Origin of the sequence: Serratia sp. NPDC078593, assembly GCF_050268245.1 — a bacterium.
Classification (GTDB): domain Bacteria; phylum Pseudomonadota; class Gammaproteobacteria; order Enterobacterales; family Enterobacteriaceae; genus JBNNGK01.
In genome coordinates, this window is the sequence record NZ_JBNNGK010000028.1 from 10680 (window position 1) to 25700 (window position 15021).

Genomic DNA, 15021 nt, shown 5'->3' on the forward strand with positions numbered 1-15021 from the left:
GTTTTTTTACGCGTCTACAGATTACTCTGCAGTTGCCACTTCTGCTTGAGACTCAGCACGATCAACCAGCTCGATGTATGCCATCGGCGCGTTGTCGCCTGCGCGGAAGCCACACTTCAGAATGCGAGTGTAACCACCGGCACGGCTCGCGAAACGCGGGCCTAGCTCGTTAAACAGTTTTGCCACGATCTCGTTATCACGAGTACGGGCGAATGCCAGACGACGATTAGCTACGCTGTCGGTCTTGGCAAGAGTAATCAGCGGCTCAACAACGCGACGCAGCTCTTTCGCTTTTGGCAGGGTCGTCTTGATGATTTCATGACGAACCAAAGAGCCGGCCATGTTACGGAACATAGCCTGGCGATGGCTGCTGTTACGGTTCAGTTGACGACCACTCTTACGATGGCGCATGACCTTATCCTTCTCAGTAAAACCTTAACCTGTGATCCGGTTACTCGTCAGCAATGCTTGCCGGTGGCCAGTTTTCCAGGCGCATGCCCAGAGACAGACCACGTGAGGCCAGCACATCTTTAATCTCAGTAAGAGATTTTTTACCCAGGTTCGGCGTTTTCAGCAACTCAACCTCGGTACGCTGTACCAGATCACCGATGTAGTGGATAGCTTCTGCCTTGAGGCAGTTAGCAGAGCGGACAGTCAATTCCAGATCGTCAACAGGGCGCAGCAGGATCGGATCAAACTCTGGTTTCTCTTCTTTCACTTCCGGCTGACGAACATCACGTAAGTCAACGAAAGCTTCCAGTTGTTCTGCCAGAATGGTAGCCGCACGGCGGATCGCCTCTTCAGGATCGATCGTGCCATTGGTTTCCATTTCGATTACCAGCTTGTCCAGGTCAGTACGCTGTTCTACACGCGCTGCTTCAACATTGTAGGCAATACGCTCTACAGGGCTATAGCAGGCGTCAACCAACAGACGACCAATCGGGCGCTCATCTTCTTCCGAATGAATTCGGGCAGAAGCCGGCACATAACCACGACCGCGCTGAACTTTGATACGCATGCTAACAGCAGCGTTCTCATCGGTCAGGTGGCAGATAACGTGCTGCGGCTTGACGATTTCGACATCACCATCATGGGTAATGTCGGCAGCGGTCACAGGGCCAATGCCAGATTTATTCAAGGTAAGAATAACTTCATCTTTGCCTTGAACTCTCACCGCCAGCCCTTTCAGGTTGAGCAGGATCTCCAGGATATCTTCCTGTACGCCTTCTTTGGTGCTGTACTCGTGTAGTACACCATCAATCTCAACCTCGGTCACCGCGCAACCCGGCATAGATGAAAGCAGAATACGGCGCAGTGCGTTGCCAAGAGTATGGCCAAAGCCACGCTCTAAAGGCTCAAGGGTCACCTTGGCGTGCGTCGAACTGACTTGCTCGATATCTACCAGGCGCGGTTTTAGAAATTCTGTCACAGAACCCTGCATTGTGTCCTCTCTTTGAAACTCAAGCCTTACTTGGAGTAAAGCTCGACGATCAGGTGTTCGTTAATGTCGGCGGACAGATCGGTACGCTCAGGAATACGCTTGAACACACCTTCCATCTTCGCAGCATCAACTTCCAGCCAAGTCGGCTTTTCACGCTGCTCAGCCAGCTCCAGAGAAGCCTTAACGCGAGATTGCTTTTTAGCTTTTTCGCGAATACTGACTACGTCATTCGGAGATACCTGATAAGAAGCGATATTAACAACGCGACCATTTACCATAACGGCTTTATGGCTAACCAGCTGACGTGCTTCTGCACGAGTAGCGCCAAAGCCCATACGGTAAACAACGTTGTCCAGACGACCTTCCAGAAGGGCCAACAGGTTTTCACCGGTGTTACCTTTCAGGCGGGTTGCTGTTTTGTAATAGTTACGGAACTGGCGCTCCAGAACACCGTACATACGGCGAACTTTTTGCTTTTCGCGTAACTGTACACCGTAATCAGACAGACGCGGTTTACGCGCACCATGCTGACCAGGTGGTTGCTCAATTTTGCATTTTGAATCTATCGCGCGAACGCCAGACTTCAGGAACAGGTCTGTGCCCTCACGGCGGCTAAGCTTGAGCTTAGGACCCAAATATCTTGCCATTTTCTTTCTCCAACAAACCTAAAAGCAGCGTTATACGCGGCGCTTTTTCGGCGGACGACAACCGTTATGAGGAATCGGAGTCACATCAGTAATATTAGTGATGCGGAAACCAGCCGCGTTCAGAGCGCGGATAGTAGACTCACGACCAGGACCAGGTCCTTTAACCATAACTTCCAGGTTCTTGATACCGTATTCTTTTACTGCTTCAGCACAACGCTCGGCTGCAACCTGAGCTGCAAACGGAGTTGACTTACGAGAACCACGGAAACCGGAACCACCGGCAGTTGCCCAACCCAATGCATTACCCTGACGATCGGTAATAGTTACAATGGTGTTGTTGAAAGAAGCATGGATATGAGCCACGCCGTCAGAGACTTGCTTTCTTACACGCTTGCGTGTACGAACAGGTGCCTTTGCCATTATTCAATCACCCCGATTATTTCTTGATCGGTTTACGCGGACCCTTACGGGTACGTGCGTTGGTCTTAGTACGCTGACCGCGAACTGGCAGACCACGACGATGGCGTAAACCACGATATGTACCAAGATCCATCAGACGCTTGATGCTCAGGGTAACTTCACGACGCAGATCACCTTCAACAGTGAATGTAGCCACTGCTTCACGCAACTGTTCGATTTGCTCTTCAGACAGCTCACTGATCTTAACATGTTCAGGAATACCCGTTGCTGCACAGATTGACTGTGAGCGGGTTTTACCGATTCCGAAGATCGACGTTAAGGCGATCACGGTATGTTTATGATCAGGAATGTTAATGCCTGCTATACGGGCCACTATGCACTCCTACTATTTTATACAGCAACACCATTCTGAAAAGCCCGTTTTCAGGATACTCAAATAATGTTGCAGCTACATACAAAAGATTGGCTGGCTAATCTAGCCAGCTCAACCCAACTTTGCAAGAAAAATATGCGAGATAATCAGCCTTGACGCTGTTTATGCTTCGGTTCGGAGCTGCAAATCACACGAACGACACCGTTACGCTTAACGATTTTGCAGTTACGACATAATTTCTTGACGGAAGCACGAACTTTCATTTTTACTCTCCGTAACTTCTCAAACAAAACCCAACTAGCGGCTAGAGCCTTTCAGGTTTGCTTTCTTCAATGCAGACTCGTACTGACTTGACATCATCAGAGTTTGCACTTGAGCCATAAAGTCCATGATGACGACAACCACGATCAGTAGCGAGGTACCACCAAAGTAGAATGGTACTTTCATTGCATCACGCATGAACTCCGGGATCAGGCAGATGAAAGTAATGTACATCGCGCCCACCAGGGTTAAACGCGTCATTACTTTATCGATGTACTTCGCCGTTTGCTCTCCCGGACGAATTCCTGGTACGAAGGCACCGGACTTCTTCAGGTTATCTGCTGTCTCACGCGGGTTGAAAACCAACGCCGTGTAAAAGAAACAGAAGAAGATGATTGCAGACGCATAGAGTAACACATAAAGCGGTTGCCCAGGCTGCAAATACATCGAAATCGTTGTCAGCCAGTTCCAACCGGTACCGCCCCCAAACCAAGATGCAATCGTGGCCGGGAACAGAATAATGCTGGAAGCGAAAATTGCAGGGATTACGCCCGCCATGTTCACTTTCAACGGTAAGTGTGTGCTCTGTGCTGCGTAAACACGACGACCTTGTTGACGCTTCGCATAGTTAACGACAATACGACGTTGACCACGCTCGATGAAAACAACGAAGAAGGTTACGGCAAACACCAATACTGCAACCAACAGCAACAGGAGGAAGTGCAGGTCGCCTTGCCGGGCTTGCTCAATAGTATGACCGATTGCCGGCGGTAAACCCGCCACAATACCCGCGAAGATAATGATAGAAATACCGTTGCCGATACCACGCTCAGTTATCTGTTCACCTAGCCACATCAGGAACATTGTCCCGGTAACCAAGCTCACTACCGCAGTAAAGTAGAATGCAAAGCCTGGATTTAACACCAGGCCCTGCATGCCGGGCATATTCGGCAGACCGGTAGCAATACCGATCGACTGGAATATGGCCAATACCAGCGTACCGTAACGGGTGTACTGGCTAATCTTACGACGGCCAGCCTCCCCTTCTTTCTTTATTTCCGCCAACGCCGGATGAACCACCGTCAGCAACTGGATAATGATCGACGCCGAAATATACGGCATGATCCCCAGAGCAAAGATAGAAGCACGGCTGAGGGCACCACCAGAGAACATGTTAAACATTTCAATGATGGTACCTCTCTGCTGCTCAAGCAATTTGGCAAGCACAGTGGCATCGATACCAGGAATCGGAATAAAAGAGCCGATACGGAAGACAATCAGCGCGCCGATAACAAACAAAAGTCTGCGCTTCAGCTCGCCGAGCCCACCTTTAGCACTTTGAAAATCTAATCCTGGTTGCTTAGCCATCAGCTCACTTATTCCTCAATTTTACCGCCAGCAGCTTCGATAGCAGCACGAGCGCCTTTGGTGACACGCAGACCACGCAGGGTAACCGGACGAGTGATTTCGCCAGAAAGCATAACTTTCGCGAACTCAATCTGGGTACCAACAACGTTAGCGGCTTTCAGCGTGTTCAGGTCGATTACGTCGCCTTCAATCAAAGCGAGTTCAGACAGACGAACTTCTGCCGTGATCATCGCTTTGCGAGAGGTGAAGCCGAATTTCGGCAAACGACGATATAAAGGCATCTGACCACCTTCAAACCCGCGACGTACGCCACCGCCAGAACGAGACTTCTGACCTTTGTGACCACGGCCGCCGGTTTTACCCAGGCCAGAACCAATACCACGACCTACACGCTTCGGCGCATGCTTGGCACCTTCAGCCGGAGACAGAGTATTTAAACGCATCTGTTACTCCTCAACTTTAACCATGTAGGAAACCAGGTTGATCATACCACGTACAGCAGGAGTATCCTCGCGCTCTACGGTGTGACCAATACGACGCAGACCCAGACCGAGCAGTGTAGCTTTATGCTTCGGCAGACGGCCAATGGCGCTGCGAACTTGTGTAACTTTGATAGTCTTAGCCATGGTCAATTACCCCAGAATGTCTGCAACGGATTTACCACGCTTGGCAGCGACCATTTCAGGAGACTTCATATTTGCCAAAGCATCGATAGTTGCACGAACCACGTTGATCGGGTTGGTGGAACCATAAGCTTTAGCCAATACGTTGTGCACCCCAGCAACTTCGAGAACGGCGCGCATTGCACCACCCGCGATGATACCGGTACCTTCGTGAGCAGGCTGCATGAACACACGAGAACCCGTGTGAGCACCTTTAACAGGGTGCTGCAGGGTGCCGCTGTTCAGCGCGACATTCATCATGTTGCGACGGGCTTTTTCCATCGCTTTCTGGATCGCTGCCGGAACTTCGCGTGCTTTGCCGTAGCCAAAACCAACGCGACCGTTACCATCACCAACGACTGTCAGTGCGGTAAAGCTGAAAATACGGCCACCTTTTACGGTTTTAGATACGCGGTTTACCGCGATCAGCTTTTCCTGCAGTTCGCCAGCTTGTTTTTCGATGTGAGCCATCTTAAACCTCTTCCTTAGAACTGAAGGCCAGCTTCACGGGCAGCATCTGCCAGTGCCTGGACTCGACCATGATATTGGAAACCGGAACGGTCAAAGGAAACATCTTTGATGCCTTTTTCCAACGCGCGCTCAGCGAGAGCTTTACCTACTGCTGCTGCTGCGTCTTTGTTTCCGGAAAACTTCAATTGCTCAGTGATAGCTTTTTCTAAAGTAGAAGCGGCTACCAATACTTCAGAACCATTTGGAGCAATAACCTGTGCGTAAATGTGACGCGGGGTACGATGTACCACCAGGCGGGTTGCACCCAGTTCTTTGAGCTTGCGGCGTGCGCGGGTCGCACGACGGATACGAGCAGATTTCTTATCCATAGTGTTACCTTACTTCTTCTTAGCCTCTTTGATACGCACGACTTCGTCGGCGTAACGAACACCCTTGCCTTTATAAGGCTCAGGACGACGGTAGGCACGCAGATCTGCAGCAACCTGGCCAATAGCCTGCTTATCAGCGCCTTTCAGCACGATTTCAGTTTGGCTTGGGCATTCTGCAGTAACACCTGCTGGCAGCTGGTGATCGACTGGGTGAGAGAAGCCCAAGGCTAAATTCACCACATTGCCTTTAACAGCAGCACGATAACCAACACCTACCAGTTGAAGCTTCTTGGTGAAGCCTTCGGTAACACCGATAACCATTGCGTTCAGCAGAGCACGCGCAGTACCCGCTTGGGCCCATGCGTTAGCAAAGCCTTCGCGCGGAGCGAAAGTCAGTGCATTTTCTTCTTGCTTAACGATAACGGCATCGTGGACTGTACGAGTCAGCTCGCCGTTTTTACCCTTAATCGAAATAACCTGACCGTTGAGTTTTACCTCTACGCCGGCAGGAATGACGACGGGTGCTTTTGCAACACGAGACATTCTTTCCTCCCGAATTAAGCTACGTAGCAGATAATCTCGCCACCAAGACCAGCTTGGCGAGCTGCACGATCGGTCATAACACCTTTAGAGGTAGAAACAACAGCGATCCCCAAACCGGCCATAACTTTCGGCAACGCATCTTTTTTCTTATAGATACGCAGACCTGGACGGCTGATACGCTGAATGCTTTCTACCACAGCTTTGCCCTGGAAGTACTTCAGTACCAGTTCCAGAACAGGCTTGGTGTCGCCTTCGATTTTGAAATCTTCAATAAAACCTTCTTCCTTCAGCACGTTGGCAATTGCCACTTTCAGCTTGGAGGAAGGCATGGTGACCGCAACTTTGTTCGCGGCTTGACCGTTACGGATACGGGTCAGCATATCCGCGATCGGATCTTGCATGCTCATCTGTCTTTACTCCCGTGATTCAATTGGTGACAATTACCAGCTAGCCTTTTTCAAGCCTGGTACTTCACCGCGCATGACGGCTTCACGAAGCTTAATACGGCTCAACCCGAATTTGCCCACATAACCATGTGGACGGCCAGTTTGGCGGCAGCGATTACGCTGACGAGACGGGCTGGAATCACGCGGCAGAGTTTGCAGCTTGAGAACGGCATCCCAACGATCTTCATCGGAAGCGTTCACATCAGAGATAATAGCTTTCAGTTCAACGCGTTTTGCAAAGAACTTGTCAGCTAATTTCACGCGCTTTACTTCGCGTGCTTTCATTGATTGCTTAGCCATCAGTAACCCTGCCTTACTTGCGGAACGGGAAGTTAAAAGCAGCCAACAGTGCGCGGCCTTCATCATCAGATTTCGCAGTAGTGGTAATGGTAATATCCAAACCACGAACGCGATCGACTTTGTCGTAGTCGATTTCTGGGAAGATGATTTGCTCACGCACACCCATGCTGTAGTTACCACGACCGTCGAATGACTTAGCGGACAAGCCACGGAAGTCACGGATACGTGGAACAGCAATGGAAATCAGACGCTCAAAGAACTCCCACATGCGTTCGCCACGCAGAGTTACTTTACAGCCGATCGGATAGCCCTGGCGGATTTTGAAGCCTGCAACAGATTTGCGTGCTTTGGTGATCAACGGCTTTTGACCGGAGATTGCTGTCAGATCAGCTGCTGCGTTATCCAGCAGTTTCTTGTCAGCGATCGCTTCACCAACACCCATGTTCAGGGTGATCTTCTCGACCCGAGGGACTTGCATGACAGAATTGTAGTTAAACTGAGACATCAGTTGTTTAACTACCTCGTCTTTGTAGTAATCATGCAGTTTCGCCATCGTATTACTCCAAATTACTTGATAGTTTCGCTGTTAGACTTGAAGAAACGGACTTTTTTTCCATCTTCGAATCTAAAGCCTACACGGTCAGCCTTACCGGTAGCCGCGTTGAAGAGAGCAACGTTAGAAACCTGAATTGCAGCTTCTTTTTCAACGATGCCGCCTGGTTGGTTCAGAGCCGGAACCGGCTTCTGGTGTTTCTTAACCAGGTTGATACCTTCAACAATGACCTTACCAGCAGACAGGACATTTTTTACTTTACCGCGTTTACCTTTGTCTTTCCCGGTAAGCACGATAACTTCGTCATCACGACGGATTTTCGCTGCCATGGTTCGCTCCTTAGAGTACTTCTGGTGCCAGAGAGATAATTTTCATGAACTTCTCATTACGCAGTTCACGAGTTACCGGCCCAAAAATACGCGTACCGATAGGTTGCTCGCTGTTATTGTTAAGAATAACGCATGCATTACCATCGAAGCGAATGACAGAACCGTCCGGGCGACGTACACCCTTCTTGGTGCGCACCACTACCGCCTTCAGCACATCGCCTTTCTTCACCTTACCACGTGGAATTGCTTCCTTGATGGTAATTTTGATGATGTCGCCGACGCCTGCGTAGCGACGGTGCGAGCCACCTAGAACCTTGATACACATTACGCGACGTGCACCGGAGTTGTCGGCGACGTTCAGCATAGTCTGTTCTTGGATCATTTTAGTGCTCCGCTAATGTCAACTACTACTTTAAAGACCCAAGAAATATTAGGTCGTTGAAAAGCCCCATAACTGAGGGCGCAGCATTATAACACCGCTTCCAAAGTATGGGTAGAAAAAATAAACGGCTCGTTTTCTGAGCCGTTTATTAAGTTAGAGAGAGCTCACTCTATTACAGAATCGCTTTCTCTACAACGCGAACCAACGTCCAAGACTTAGTCTTAGACAGTGGACGGCATTCGCGGATTTCTACCACGTCGCCGATACCACATTCGTTGCTCTCGTCGTGTACGTGCAGCTTAGTCGTACGCTTGATGAATTTCCCGTAGATCGGGTGCTTCACGAAACGCTCGATAGCAACAACAATGGATTTCTCCATTTTGTCGCTGATCACGCGACCTTGCAGAGTACGGATATTGTCACTCATTTACACACCCGCCTTTTCAGTCAGTAAAGTCTTAACGCGTGCGACGTTACGGCGCACTTGTTTCAACAGGTGAGTTTGTTGCAGCTGGCCACTCGCCGCCTGCATGCGCAAGTTGAATTGCTCACGCAGCAGGTTGAGCAGCTCAGTGTTCAGCTCTTCAACGCTTTTTTCACGCAGCTCTTGTGCTTTCATTACATCACCGTCTTAGTTACAAAGGTGGTTTTGATCGGCAATTTAGCTGCAGCCAGCTTGAATGCCTCACGGGCCAGCTCTTCCGGCACACCGTCCATTTCGTACAGGACTTTACCAGGCTGGATAAGGGCAACCCAATACTCCACGTTACCTTTACCTTTACCCATACGCACTTCGAGCGGCTTCTCGGTGATCGGTTTGTCCGGGAATACACGGATCCAGATCTTACCTTGACGCTTAACTGCACGAGTCATTGCACGACGAGCTGCTTCGATTTGACGAGCAGTCAGACGGCCACGGCCAACAGCTTTCAGACCGAAAGTGCCGAAGCTAACATCCGTACCCTGCGCCAGACCACGGTTGCGGCCCTTGTGCATCTTACGGAATTTTGTACGCTTTGGTTGTAACATCAGCGACTCTCCTTACTTGCGGCCTTTACGCTGCTGCTTTTTAGGTTGAGCAGCCGGTTCCGGTTGTTCAACTGCAGCCATACCACCCAGGATCTCACCTTTGAAGATCCATACCTTAACGCCGATTACACCATAAGTGGTGTGCGCTTCAGATGTGTTGTAATCGATATCCGCACGCAGAGTGTGCAACGGAACACGACCTTCACGGTACCATTCAGTACGCGCGATTTCAGCACCGCCAAGACGGCCGCTTACTTCAACTTTGATACCTTTAGCGCCAAGACGCATTGCGTTCTGTACAGCACGCTTCATTGCACGACGGAACATAACGCGACGTTCCAGCTGTGAAGTGATGCTGTCAGCAACCAATTTAGCGTCAAGTTCCGGTTTACGGACTTCGGCGATGTTAATCTGTGCAGGAACGCCAGCGATATTCGCGACGACCTTACGCAGTTTTTCGACATCTTCACCTTTCTTGCCGATAACGATGCCCGGACGAGCAGTGTGAATAGTCACACGGATGCTCTTCGCAGGACGCTCGATAACGATGCGAGAAACGGAAGCTTTCGCCAGTTCCTTAGTCAGGAATTGACGAACTTTAAAGTCGCTGTCCAGGTTGTCAGCGAATTCTTTGGTATTCGCATACCAAGTAGAGTTCCAAGGTTTGACAATACCCAGGCGAATACCATTAGGATGTACTTTCTGACCCATTGCTAGTCTCCAGAGTCTCAGCGATCGGACACAACCACAGTAATGTGGCTGGTGCGCTTCAGGATGCGATCTGCACGACCTTTTGCACGCGGCATAATACGCTTCATGCTTGGGCCTTCGTCGACGAAGATTTTCGTGACTTTCAGATCATCGATGTCAGCGCCATCGTTGTGTTCTGCGTTAGCAATGGCAGACTCCAGCACTTTTTTAACCAGACCAGCAGCTTTCTTGTTGGTGTAGGTCAGAGTTTCCAGAGCTTGCGACACTTTCTTACCGCGGATCAGGTCTGCAACAAGGCGAACCTTCTGAGCAGAAGAACGAGCGTGGCGATGTTTAGCGATAGTTTCCATCTCTTCCTCCTACCTTAGCGCTTTTTGGCTTTTTTATCAGCCACATGGCCGCGATAAGTACGCGTCGGCGCGAATTCACCCAGTTTGTGACCGACCATTTCATCGGAAACGAACACTGGTACGTGCTGACGACCATTATGGACAGCGATGGTCAAACCGATCATGTTAGGAAAGATCGTTGAACGACGGGACCAAGTGCGCAAAGGCTTCTTGTCACCGCTTTCCACCGCTTTCTCTACCTTCTTCAGCAAGTGCAGGTCAATAAAAGGACCTTTCTTGAGAGAACGTGGCATGGCTTATCCTCTAATTATTTTTTGCTACGGCGACGTACGATGAACTTATCAGTACGCTTGTTGCTACGGGTCTTCTTACCTTTGGTCTGAACGCCCCACGGAGTTACCGGGTGCTTACCAAAGTTACGACCTTCACCACCACCGTGCGGGTGATCTACCGGGTTCATCGCCGTACCGCGAACGGTAGGACGAACACCACGCCAACGTGCAGCACCTGCTTTACCCAGAACGCGAAGCATATGTTCAGCGTTACCGACTTCACCCAGGGTGGCGCGGCAATCAACTGGAACTTTACGCATTTCGCCAGAGCGCAGACGCAGAGTTACGTAGGAACCATCACGTGCAACGATCTGAACGTAGGCACCAGCAGAACGCGCCATCTGGCCGCCTTTACCGGGTTTCATTTCTACGTTGTGAACCGTTGAACCGACTGGGATGTTACGCATTGGCAGGGTGTTACCTACCTTGATCGCAGCATCAACACCAGATTGGATCTGGTCACCAGCTTTCAGGCCTTTCGGCGCCAGGATGTAACGGCGTTCGCCGTCTTTGTACAGAACCAGCGCGATGTTCGCGGAACGGTTCGGATCGTACTCCAGACGCTCAACCACTGCAGGCACACCGTCTTTGTTGCGTTTGAAGTCAACCAGACGATAATGTTGCTTGTGGCCACCACCGATATGACGGGTGGTGATACGGCCATTGTTGTTACGACCACCGCTTTTGCTCAGTTTTTCCAGCAGCGGGGCATAAGGTTTACCCTTGTGCAGCTCAGGGTTAACCACTTTAACAACGTGGCGACGACCCGGAGATGTAGGTTTACATTTAACAATTGCCATTGTTCTTACTCCTCCGACTTACTCTGCGCCGCCGATGAAGTCCAGGTTCTGGCCTTCTTTCAGGGTGACGTAAGCTTTTTTCCAGTCGCTACGACGACCAACACGCTGACCGTGACGTTTCACTTTCCCTTTAACTACCAGGGTGTTCACGTCTTCGACTTCGACTTCAAACAGTTTCTGCACTGCAGCTTTGATTTCTGCTTTGGTCGCGTCTTTGGCAACTTTGAGAACGATGGTGTTGCTTTTTTCCATCGCAGCGGATGCTTTTTCAGATACGTGCGGTGCACGCAGCACTTTCAGCAAACGTTCTTCACGGATCATGCCAGCATCTCCTCAACTTGCTTCACAGCATCAGCAGTCATAACCACTTTGTCGAAGGCGATCAGGCTTACTGGATCGATACCTGCTACATCGCGCACATCAACCTTGTACAGGTTGCGAGCGGCCAGGAACAGATTCTCGTCGACTTCGCCGGTTACAATCAGCACGTCTTCCAGGGCCATATCTTTCAGTTTCTGTGCCAGCAGCTTAGTTTTAGGCGCTTCTACAGAGAACTTTTCGACAACGATCAGACGATCTTGACGTACCAGTTCGGACAGGATGCTTTTCAGCGCGCCGCGGTACATCTTCTTGTTAACTTTCTGACTGTGGTCTTGTGGCTTAGCAGCGAAGGTTACACCACCGGAACGCCAGATTGGGCTCTTCACAGAACCTGCACGCGCACGGCCAGTACCTTTCTGGCGCCACGGTTTTTTACCGGAACCAGTTACTTCAGCACGGGTCTTCTGAGCACGAGTACCTTGACGGGCACCTGCTGCATAAGCAACAACAACCTGGTGTACCAGCGCTTCGTTGAAATCACGACCGAAGGTAGTTTCGGAAACAGTCAGCGCGCTTTGCGCGTCTTTCAATACTAATTCCATTGCTATCCCCTTACGCCTTCACAGCTGGTTTAACGATCAGGTTGCCACCGGTTGCGCCCGGTACAGCACCCTTAACCAGCAGCAGGTTGCGCTCAGCGTCAACACGTACTACGTCCAGGCTTTGAACGGTTACGCGCTCATCACCCAGGTGGCCAGCCATTTTCTTGCCTTTGAACACTTTGCCCGGAGTCTGGTTTTGACCGATAGAACCCGGAACACGGTGAGACAAGGAGTTACCGTGGGTAGCATCTTGGGTACGGAAGTTCCAGCGCTTTACAGTGCCAGCAAAACCTTTACCTTTAGAAGTACCGGTAACGTCGACTTTTTTAACGTCAGCGAAGATTTCTACGCTGATTTCTTGACCTGCAGAGAACTCTTGACCTTCTTCAAGGCGGAATTCCCACAGACCACGGCCAGCTTCAACGCCAGCTTTAGCGAAATGACCCGCTTCCGGTTTGGTCACACGGTTAGCTTTTTTGCTACCGGTAGTGACCTGGATCGCGCGGTATCCGTCGTTGTCCAGGTTTTTAACCTGAGTCACGCGGTTCGCTTCAATTTCGATTACGGTTACTGGGATAGAAACGCCATCTTCAGTGAAGATACGAGTCATACCCACTTTTTTACCGACTAAACCAATCATTGTTTCAACCTCTCAATCGCTCAATGACCTGATTAACCCAGGCTGATCTGCACGTCTACACCGGCAGCCAGATCCAGACGCATCAGAGCATCAACGGTTTTCTCGGTTGGCTCAACGATGTCAACCAGACGCTTGTGAGTGCGAATTTCGTACTGATCACGCGCATCTTTGTTGACGTGCGGAGAGATCAGAACGGTAAAACGCTCTTTGCGAGTTGGCAGCGGGATCGGACCACGGACTTGCGCACCAGTGCGCTTAGCAGTCTCGACGATTTCCGCGGTTGATTGATCGATAAGACGATGATCAAACGCTTTCAGGCGGATACGGATTCTTTGGTTCTGCATGAGACCAGAGCTCCAATTATTTATAAACGTAAATGATTACTCCTCGCACCCATTTCGATTGATGGGGGAGTGTAATCGTCAACATATAACTCCCATATCGGGAGTATTGTTCGAAGAGCAAAACGTACCTGCCCAACGACTGATTCGCTAAAATCAGACCTACCAAGATTAGGTAAGCCCGCGCATTATACGCAAAATGAGCACATAAGCAAGCCGCAGATGGAAATCTGTTCAGAATATCGTTACTTTTAATCTGGAGTTGTGTTGGCAATAGAAATGAAACACAAAGGGAGGGCTTACGATGGGATTATCAACCCACCCTACCGATGATTAGATTGCACCGGTAGGGGCGGTAGATAGAAATCAGTCTTTACGCTCTGACACCTGCGCTTGCGCATAATTTTGTATGCCTAACCGCTGGATCAGGTCTAGCTCTGTTTCCAACCAATCAATATGTTCTTCTTCATCGGCTAAGACACTAATCATCAAATCACGGCTGACATAATCATGGATAGAGTCGGCATAGGCGATGCCTTCGCGGAGGTCTTTGGCGCCCTGTAATTCCAACGCCAGGTCGGATCTCAGCATCTCCTCAATATCTTCGCCGATATTCAGTTTGCCAAGGTCTTGCAGATTAGGGAGGCCTTCCAGGAATAGGATTCGTTCAATGTAGCGATCGGCATGCTTCATTTCATCGATCGACTCGTGATATTCCTTGTCATTGAGGCGCATCAATCCCCAATTTTTGAACATACGTGCATGCAGAAAATATTGGTTAATCGCGACCAGCTCGTTACCGAGCAGTTTGTTAAGGTGCGCAATAATTTTTTTATCGCCTTTCATAAGCTATTCCTCCTAGCCAGTTCTAACAGTGTAGAAGCTGTAAGCCAAGAGTCAAAAAATAACCTTGTTATTTATTAGGCAACTTCATGCATATGAATAATGGTTGCGCGCTCCTCCATCATAATCTGCCTTGCCTGACGAATACACTTCCCACAATCAGTGCCAATGGGTACTAAGTCACGTAATTGCTTCATAGTATGTGGGTTGTGCTGACGGACCGCTTTGCGAATAGCGCTGTCAGTCACGGCATTACATAGGCATACGTACATATGGGACTCACTTCTTAACCAGTTAAGTAAGTCTAAATGGGAATGCTTTTAATTTCAATTAAGATTCACGAGAATTACATAAAAAAAGGGCACCGAAGTGCCCTCTTTACTACGTTGTAAAATTATCAGCGATTAAGCGATAACTTTAGCAACAACACCCGCGCCTACGGTACGGCCGCCTTCACGGATTGCGAAACGCAGACCGTCGTCCATCGC

30 protein-coding genes and 1 pseudogene are annotated in these 15021 nt (G+C 49.8%); all 31 read right to left on the reverse strand.

Annotated elements, in window-relative coordinates; all coding sequences use genetic code 11:
* Positions 1 to 21: 21 nt before the first annotated feature.
* Positions 22 to 411 (reverse strand): 50S ribosomal protein L17, encoded by a 390-nt coding sequence (gene rplQ, locus ACQKDS_RS19235; RefSeq protein WP_004929726.1) that lies wholly within the window; start codon positions 409 to 411, stop codon positions 22 to 24.
* A gap of 40 nt (positions 412 to 451) precedes the next feature.
* A complete protein-coding gene (locus ACQKDS_RS19240; protein WP_399673726.1) occupies positions 452 to 1441 on the reverse strand; it encodes a DNA-directed RNA polymerase subunit alpha in 990 nt (329 codons plus the stop codon).
* Positions 1442 to 1467: 26 nt separating this feature from the next.
* Positions 1468 to 2088, reverse strand: a complete 621-nt coding sequence (rpsD, locus tag ACQKDS_RS19245) for a 30S ribosomal protein S4 (protein ID WP_399673724.1) — start codon at positions 2086 to 2088, stop codon at positions 1468 to 1470.
* 30 nt (positions 2089 to 2118) lie between these two features.
* Positions 2119 to 2508, reverse strand: a complete 390-nt coding sequence (gene rpsK, locus ACQKDS_RS19250; protein WP_004956154.1) for a 30S ribosomal protein S11 — start codon at positions 2506 to 2508, stop codon at positions 2119 to 2121.
* Between the two features lie 16 nt (positions 2509 to 2524).
* The gene (gene rpsM / locus ACQKDS_RS19255) at positions 2525 to 2881 is read right to left on the reverse strand and encodes a 30S ribosomal protein S13 (RefSeq protein ID WP_399673722.1); all 357 of its coding nucleotides are present in this window, start codon (positions 2879 to 2881) and stop codon (positions 2525 to 2527) included.
* A gap of 146 nt (positions 2882 to 3027) precedes the next feature.
* A complete protein-coding gene (gene rpmJ / locus ACQKDS_RS19260) occupies positions 3028 to 3144 on the reverse strand; it encodes a 50S ribosomal protein L36 (protein WP_072933447.1) in 117 nt (38 codons plus the stop codon).
* 34 nt (positions 3145 to 3178) lie between these two features.
* On the reverse strand, positions 3179 to 4510 hold the full coding sequence (gene secY / locus ACQKDS_RS19265) for a preprotein translocase subunit SecY (RefSeq protein ID WP_399673719.1): 1332 nt from the start codon (positions 4508 to 4510) through the stop codon (positions 3179 to 3181).
* An 8-nt stretch (positions 4511 to 4518) separates the two neighbouring features.
* The gene (rplO, locus tag ACQKDS_RS19270) at positions 4519 to 4953 is read right to left on the reverse strand and encodes a 50S ribosomal protein L15 (RefSeq protein ID WP_039991315.1); all 435 of its coding nucleotides are present in this window, start codon (positions 4951 to 4953) and stop codon (positions 4519 to 4521) included.
* Between the two features lie 3 nt (positions 4954 to 4956).
* Positions 4957 to 5136 (reverse strand): 50S ribosomal protein L30, encoded by a 180-nt coding sequence (gene rpmD, locus ACQKDS_RS19275; protein WP_142007995.1) that lies wholly within the window; start codon positions 5134 to 5136, stop codon positions 4957 to 4959.
* A gap of 6 nt (positions 5137 to 5142) precedes the next feature.
* Positions 5143 to 5643, reverse strand: a complete 501-nt coding sequence (gene rpsE, locus ACQKDS_RS19280) for a 30S ribosomal protein S5 (RefSeq protein WP_004929747.1) — start codon at positions 5641 to 5643, stop codon at positions 5143 to 5145.
* Between the two features lie 14 nt (positions 5644 to 5657).
* Positions 5658 to 6011 (reverse strand): 50S ribosomal protein L18, encoded by a 354-nt coding sequence (gene rplR, locus ACQKDS_RS19285; RefSeq protein WP_399673717.1) that lies wholly within the window; start codon positions 6009 to 6011, stop codon positions 5658 to 5660.
* Between the two features lie 9 nt (positions 6012 to 6020).
* Positions 6021 to 6554: a 50S ribosomal protein L6 gene (gene rplF / locus ACQKDS_RS19290; RefSeq protein WP_399673715.1), complete on the reverse strand. Its 534-nt coding sequence runs from the start codon at positions 6552 to 6554 to the stop codon at positions 6021 to 6023.
* 14 nt (positions 6555 to 6568) lie between these two features.
* Complete coding sequence (gene rpsH, locus ACQKDS_RS19295) at positions 6569 to 6961, reverse strand: 30S ribosomal protein S8 (RefSeq protein WP_399673713.1); 393 nt, start codon at positions 6959 to 6961, stop codon at positions 6569 to 6571.
* A 33-nt stretch (positions 6962 to 6994) separates the two neighbouring features.
* Positions 6995 to 7300 carry a 30S ribosomal protein S14 gene (rpsN, locus tag ACQKDS_RS19300; protein ID WP_399673711.1) on the reverse strand — a complete coding sequence of 102 codons (306 nt, stop codon included), beginning with the start codon at positions 7298 to 7300 and terminating at the stop codon, positions 6995 to 6997.
* A gap of 13 nt (positions 7301 to 7313) precedes the next feature.
* Entirely contained in the window at positions 7314 to 7853 is a 540-nt protein-coding gene (gene rplE / locus ACQKDS_RS19305; RefSeq protein ID WP_399673709.1) for a 50S ribosomal protein L5, read from the reverse strand.
* 14 nt (positions 7854 to 7867) lie between these two features.
* Positions 7868 to 8182, reverse strand: a complete 315-nt coding sequence (gene rplX, locus ACQKDS_RS19310) for a 50S ribosomal protein L24 (protein ID WP_126531180.1) — start codon at positions 8180 to 8182, stop codon at positions 7868 to 7870.
* Between the two features lie 10 nt (positions 8183 to 8192).
* A complete protein-coding gene (gene rplN / locus ACQKDS_RS19315) occupies positions 8193 to 8564 on the reverse strand; it encodes a 50S ribosomal protein L14 (RefSeq protein ID WP_000613954.1) in 372 nt (123 codons plus the stop codon).
* Between the two features lie 172 nt (positions 8565 to 8736).
* Entirely contained in the window at positions 8737 to 8991 is a 255-nt protein-coding gene (gene rpsQ, locus ACQKDS_RS19320; protein WP_004956179.1) for a 30S ribosomal protein S17, read from the reverse strand.
* Positions 8992 to 9183 carry a 50S ribosomal protein L29 gene (gene rpmC / locus ACQKDS_RS19325; RefSeq protein WP_004951169.1) on the reverse strand — a complete coding sequence of 64 codons (192 nt, stop codon included), beginning with the start codon at positions 9181 to 9183 and terminating at the stop codon, positions 8992 to 8994.
* Positions 9183 to 9593 carry a 50S ribosomal protein L16 gene (rplP, locus tag ACQKDS_RS19330; protein ID WP_004956184.1) on the reverse strand — a complete coding sequence of 137 codons (411 nt, stop codon included), beginning with the start codon at positions 9591 to 9593 and terminating at the stop codon, positions 9183 to 9185. Before rplP ends, rpmC begins: the two co-directional genes overlap by 1 nt.
* A gap of 12 nt (positions 9594 to 9605) precedes the next feature.
* Positions 9606 to 10304 (reverse strand): 30S ribosomal protein S3, encoded by a 699-nt coding sequence (rpsC, locus tag ACQKDS_RS19335; RefSeq protein WP_399673705.1) that lies wholly within the window; start codon positions 10302 to 10304, stop codon positions 9606 to 9608.
* A 17-nt stretch (positions 10305 to 10321) separates the two neighbouring features.
* Positions 10322 to 10654 carry a 50S ribosomal protein L22 gene (gene rplV, locus ACQKDS_RS19340; protein WP_002223844.1) on the reverse strand — a complete coding sequence of 111 codons (333 nt, stop codon included), beginning with the start codon at positions 10652 to 10654 and terminating at the stop codon, positions 10322 to 10324.
* 14 nt (positions 10655 to 10668) lie between these two features.
* Positions 10669 to 10947: a 30S ribosomal protein S19 gene (gene rpsS, locus ACQKDS_RS19345; protein WP_029685300.1), complete on the reverse strand. Its 279-nt coding sequence runs from the start codon at positions 10945 to 10947 to the stop codon at positions 10669 to 10671.
* A 14-nt stretch (positions 10948 to 10961) separates the two neighbouring features.
* Positions 10962 to 11786, reverse strand: a complete 825-nt coding sequence (gene rplB / locus ACQKDS_RS19350) for a 50S ribosomal protein L2 (protein ID WP_399673703.1) — start codon at positions 11784 to 11786, stop codon at positions 10962 to 10964.
* Positions 11787 to 11804: 18 nt separating this feature from the next.
* Positions 11805 to 12107 (reverse strand): 50S ribosomal protein L23, encoded by a 303-nt coding sequence (gene rplW, locus ACQKDS_RS19355; protein ID WP_004951179.1) that lies wholly within the window; start codon positions 12105 to 12107, stop codon positions 11805 to 11807.
* Entirely contained in the window at positions 12104 to 12709 is a 606-nt protein-coding gene (rplD, locus tag ACQKDS_RS19360) for a 50S ribosomal protein L4 (RefSeq protein WP_399673701.1), read from the reverse strand. The genes rplW and rplD overlap by 4 nt, the downstream gene beginning before the upstream one ends.
* A gap of 10 nt (positions 12710 to 12719) precedes the next feature.
* Entirely contained in the window at positions 12720 to 13349 is a 630-nt protein-coding gene (gene rplC / locus ACQKDS_RS19365; protein WP_399673699.1) for a 50S ribosomal protein L3, read from the reverse strand.
* A 32-nt stretch (positions 13350 to 13381) separates the two neighbouring features.
* Positions 13382 to 13693, reverse strand: coding sequence for a 30S ribosomal protein S10 (rpsJ, locus tag ACQKDS_RS19370; RefSeq protein WP_001181005.1), 312 nt, complete (start codon positions 13691 to 13693; stop codon positions 13382 to 13384).
* 363 nt (positions 13694 to 14056) lie between these two features.
* Positions 14057 to 14536 (reverse strand): bacterioferritin, encoded by a 480-nt coding sequence (bfr, locus tag ACQKDS_RS19375; protein ID WP_399673697.1) that lies wholly within the window; start codon positions 14534 to 14536, stop codon positions 14057 to 14059.
* Between the two features lie 74 nt (positions 14537 to 14610).
* Complete coding sequence (gene bfd, locus ACQKDS_RS19380; protein WP_399673695.1) at positions 14611 to 14805, reverse strand: bacterioferritin-associated ferredoxin; 195 nt, start codon at positions 14803 to 14805, stop codon at positions 14611 to 14613.
* A gap of 132 nt (positions 14806 to 14937) precedes the next feature.
* Positions 14938 to 15021 (reverse strand): annotated as a pseudogene (locus ACQKDS_RS19385) (EF-Tu/IF-2/RF-3 family GTPase); the annotation flags it as partial.

Excerpts from the sequence above, each read along its gene's own strand:
- rpsN (WP_399673711.1), bottom strand. The coding sequence starts at position 7,300 with ATGGCTAAGCAATCAATGAAAGCACGCGAAGTAAAGCGCGTGAAATTA.
- rplW (WP_004951179.1), bottom strand. The coding sequence starts at position 12,107 with ATGATCCGTGAAGAACGTTTGCTGAAAGTGCTGCGTGCACCGCACGTA.
- rpmJ (WP_072933447.1), bottom strand. The coding sequence starts at position 3,144 with ATGAAAGTTCGTGCTTCCGTCAAGAAATTATGTCGTAACTGCAAAATC.
- rpsH (WP_399673713.1), bottom strand. The coding sequence starts at position 6,961 with ATGAGCATGCAAGATCCGATCGCGGATATGCTGACCCGTATCCGTAAC.
- rplR (WP_399673717.1), bottom strand. The coding sequence starts at position 6,011 with ATGGATAAGAAATCTGCTCGTATCCGTCGTGCGACCCGCGCACGCCGC.
- bfr (WP_399673697.1), bottom strand. The coding sequence starts at position 14,536 with ATGAAAGGCGATAAAAAAATTATTGCGCACCTTAACAAACTGCTCGGT.
- bfd (WP_399673695.1), bottom strand. The coding sequence starts at position 14,805 with ATGTACGTATGCCTATGTAATGCCGTGACTGACAGCGCTATTCGCAAA.
- rplN (WP_000613954.1), bottom strand. The coding sequence starts at position 8,564 with ATGATCCAAGAACAGACTATGCTGAACGTCGCCGACAACTCCGGTGCA.
- rpsJ (WP_001181005.1), bottom strand. The coding sequence starts at position 13,693 with ATGCAGAACCAAAGAATCCGTATCCGCCTGAAAGCGTTTGATCATCGT.
- rpmC (WP_004951169.1), bottom strand. The coding sequence starts at position 9,183 with ATGAAAGCACAAGAGCTGCGTGAAAAAAGCGTTGAAGAGCTGAACACT.
- rpsQ (WP_004956179.1), bottom strand. The coding sequence starts at position 8,991 with ATGAGTGACAATATCCGTACTCTGCAAGGTCGCGTGATCAGCGACAAA.
- ACQKDS_RS19240 (WP_399673726.1), bottom strand. The coding sequence starts at position 1,441 with ATGCAGGGTTCTGTGACAGAATTTCTAAAACCGCGCCTGGTAGATATC.
- rplP (WP_004956184.1), bottom strand. The coding sequence starts at position 9,593 with ATGTTACAACCAAAGCGTACAAAATTCCGTAAGATGCACAAGGGCCGC.
- rplQ (WP_004929726.1), bottom strand. The coding sequence starts at position 411 with ATGCGCCATCGTAAGAGTGGTCGTCAACTGAACCGTAACAGCAGCCAT.
- rplB (WP_399673703.1), bottom strand. The coding sequence starts at position 11,786 with ATGGCAATTGTTAAATGTAAACCTACATCTCCGGGTCGTCGCCACGTT.
- rplF (WP_399673715.1), bottom strand. The coding sequence starts at position 6,554 with ATGTCTCGTGTTGCAAAAGCACCCGTCGTCATTCCTGCCGGCGTAGAG.
- rpsS (WP_029685300.1), bottom strand. The coding sequence starts at position 10,947 with ATGCCACGTTCTCTCAAGAAAGGTCCTTTTATTGACCTGCACTTGCTG.
- rplO (WP_039991315.1), bottom strand. The coding sequence starts at position 4,953 with ATGCGTTTAAATACTCTGTCTCCGGCTGAAGGTGCCAAGCATGCGCCG.
- rplC (WP_399673699.1), bottom strand. The coding sequence starts at position 13,349 with ATGATTGGTTTAGTCGGTAAAAAAGTGGGTATGACTCGTATCTTCACT.
- rpsE (WP_004929747.1), bottom strand. The coding sequence starts at position 5,643 with ATGGCTCACATCGAAAAACAAGCTGGCGAACTGCAGGAAAAGCTGATC.
- rpmD (WP_142007995.1), bottom strand. The coding sequence starts at position 5,136 with ATGGCTAAGACTATCAAAGTTACACAAGTTCGCAGCGCCATTGGCCGT.
- rpsC (WP_399673705.1), bottom strand. The coding sequence starts at position 10,304 with ATGGGTCAGAAAGTACATCCTAATGGTATTCGCCTGGGTATTGTCAAA.
- rpsD (WP_399673724.1), bottom strand. The coding sequence starts at position 2,088 with ATGGCAAGATATTTGGGTCCTAAGCTCAAGCTTAGCCGCCGTGAGGGC.
- rplX (WP_126531180.1), bottom strand. The coding sequence starts at position 8,182 with ATGGCAGCGAAAATCCGTCGTGATGACGAAGTTATCGTGCTTACCGGG.
- rplV (WP_002223844.1), bottom strand. The coding sequence starts at position 10,654 with ATGGAAACTATCGCTAAACATCGCCACGCTCGTTCTTCTGCTCAGAAG.
- rplD (WP_399673701.1), bottom strand. The coding sequence starts at position 12,709 with ATGGAATTAGTATTGAAAGACGCGCAAAGCGCGCTGACTGTTTCCGAA.
- secY (WP_399673719.1), bottom strand. The coding sequence starts at position 4,510 with ATGGCTAAGCAACCAGGATTAGATTTTCAAAGTGCTAAAGGTGGGCTC.
- rpsK (WP_004956154.1), bottom strand. The coding sequence starts at position 2,508 with ATGGCAAAGGCACCTGTTCGTACACGCAAGCGTGTAAGAAAGCAAGTC.
- rplE (WP_399673709.1), bottom strand. The coding sequence starts at position 7,853 with ATGGCGAAACTGCATGATTACTACAAAGACGAGGTAGTTAAACAACTG.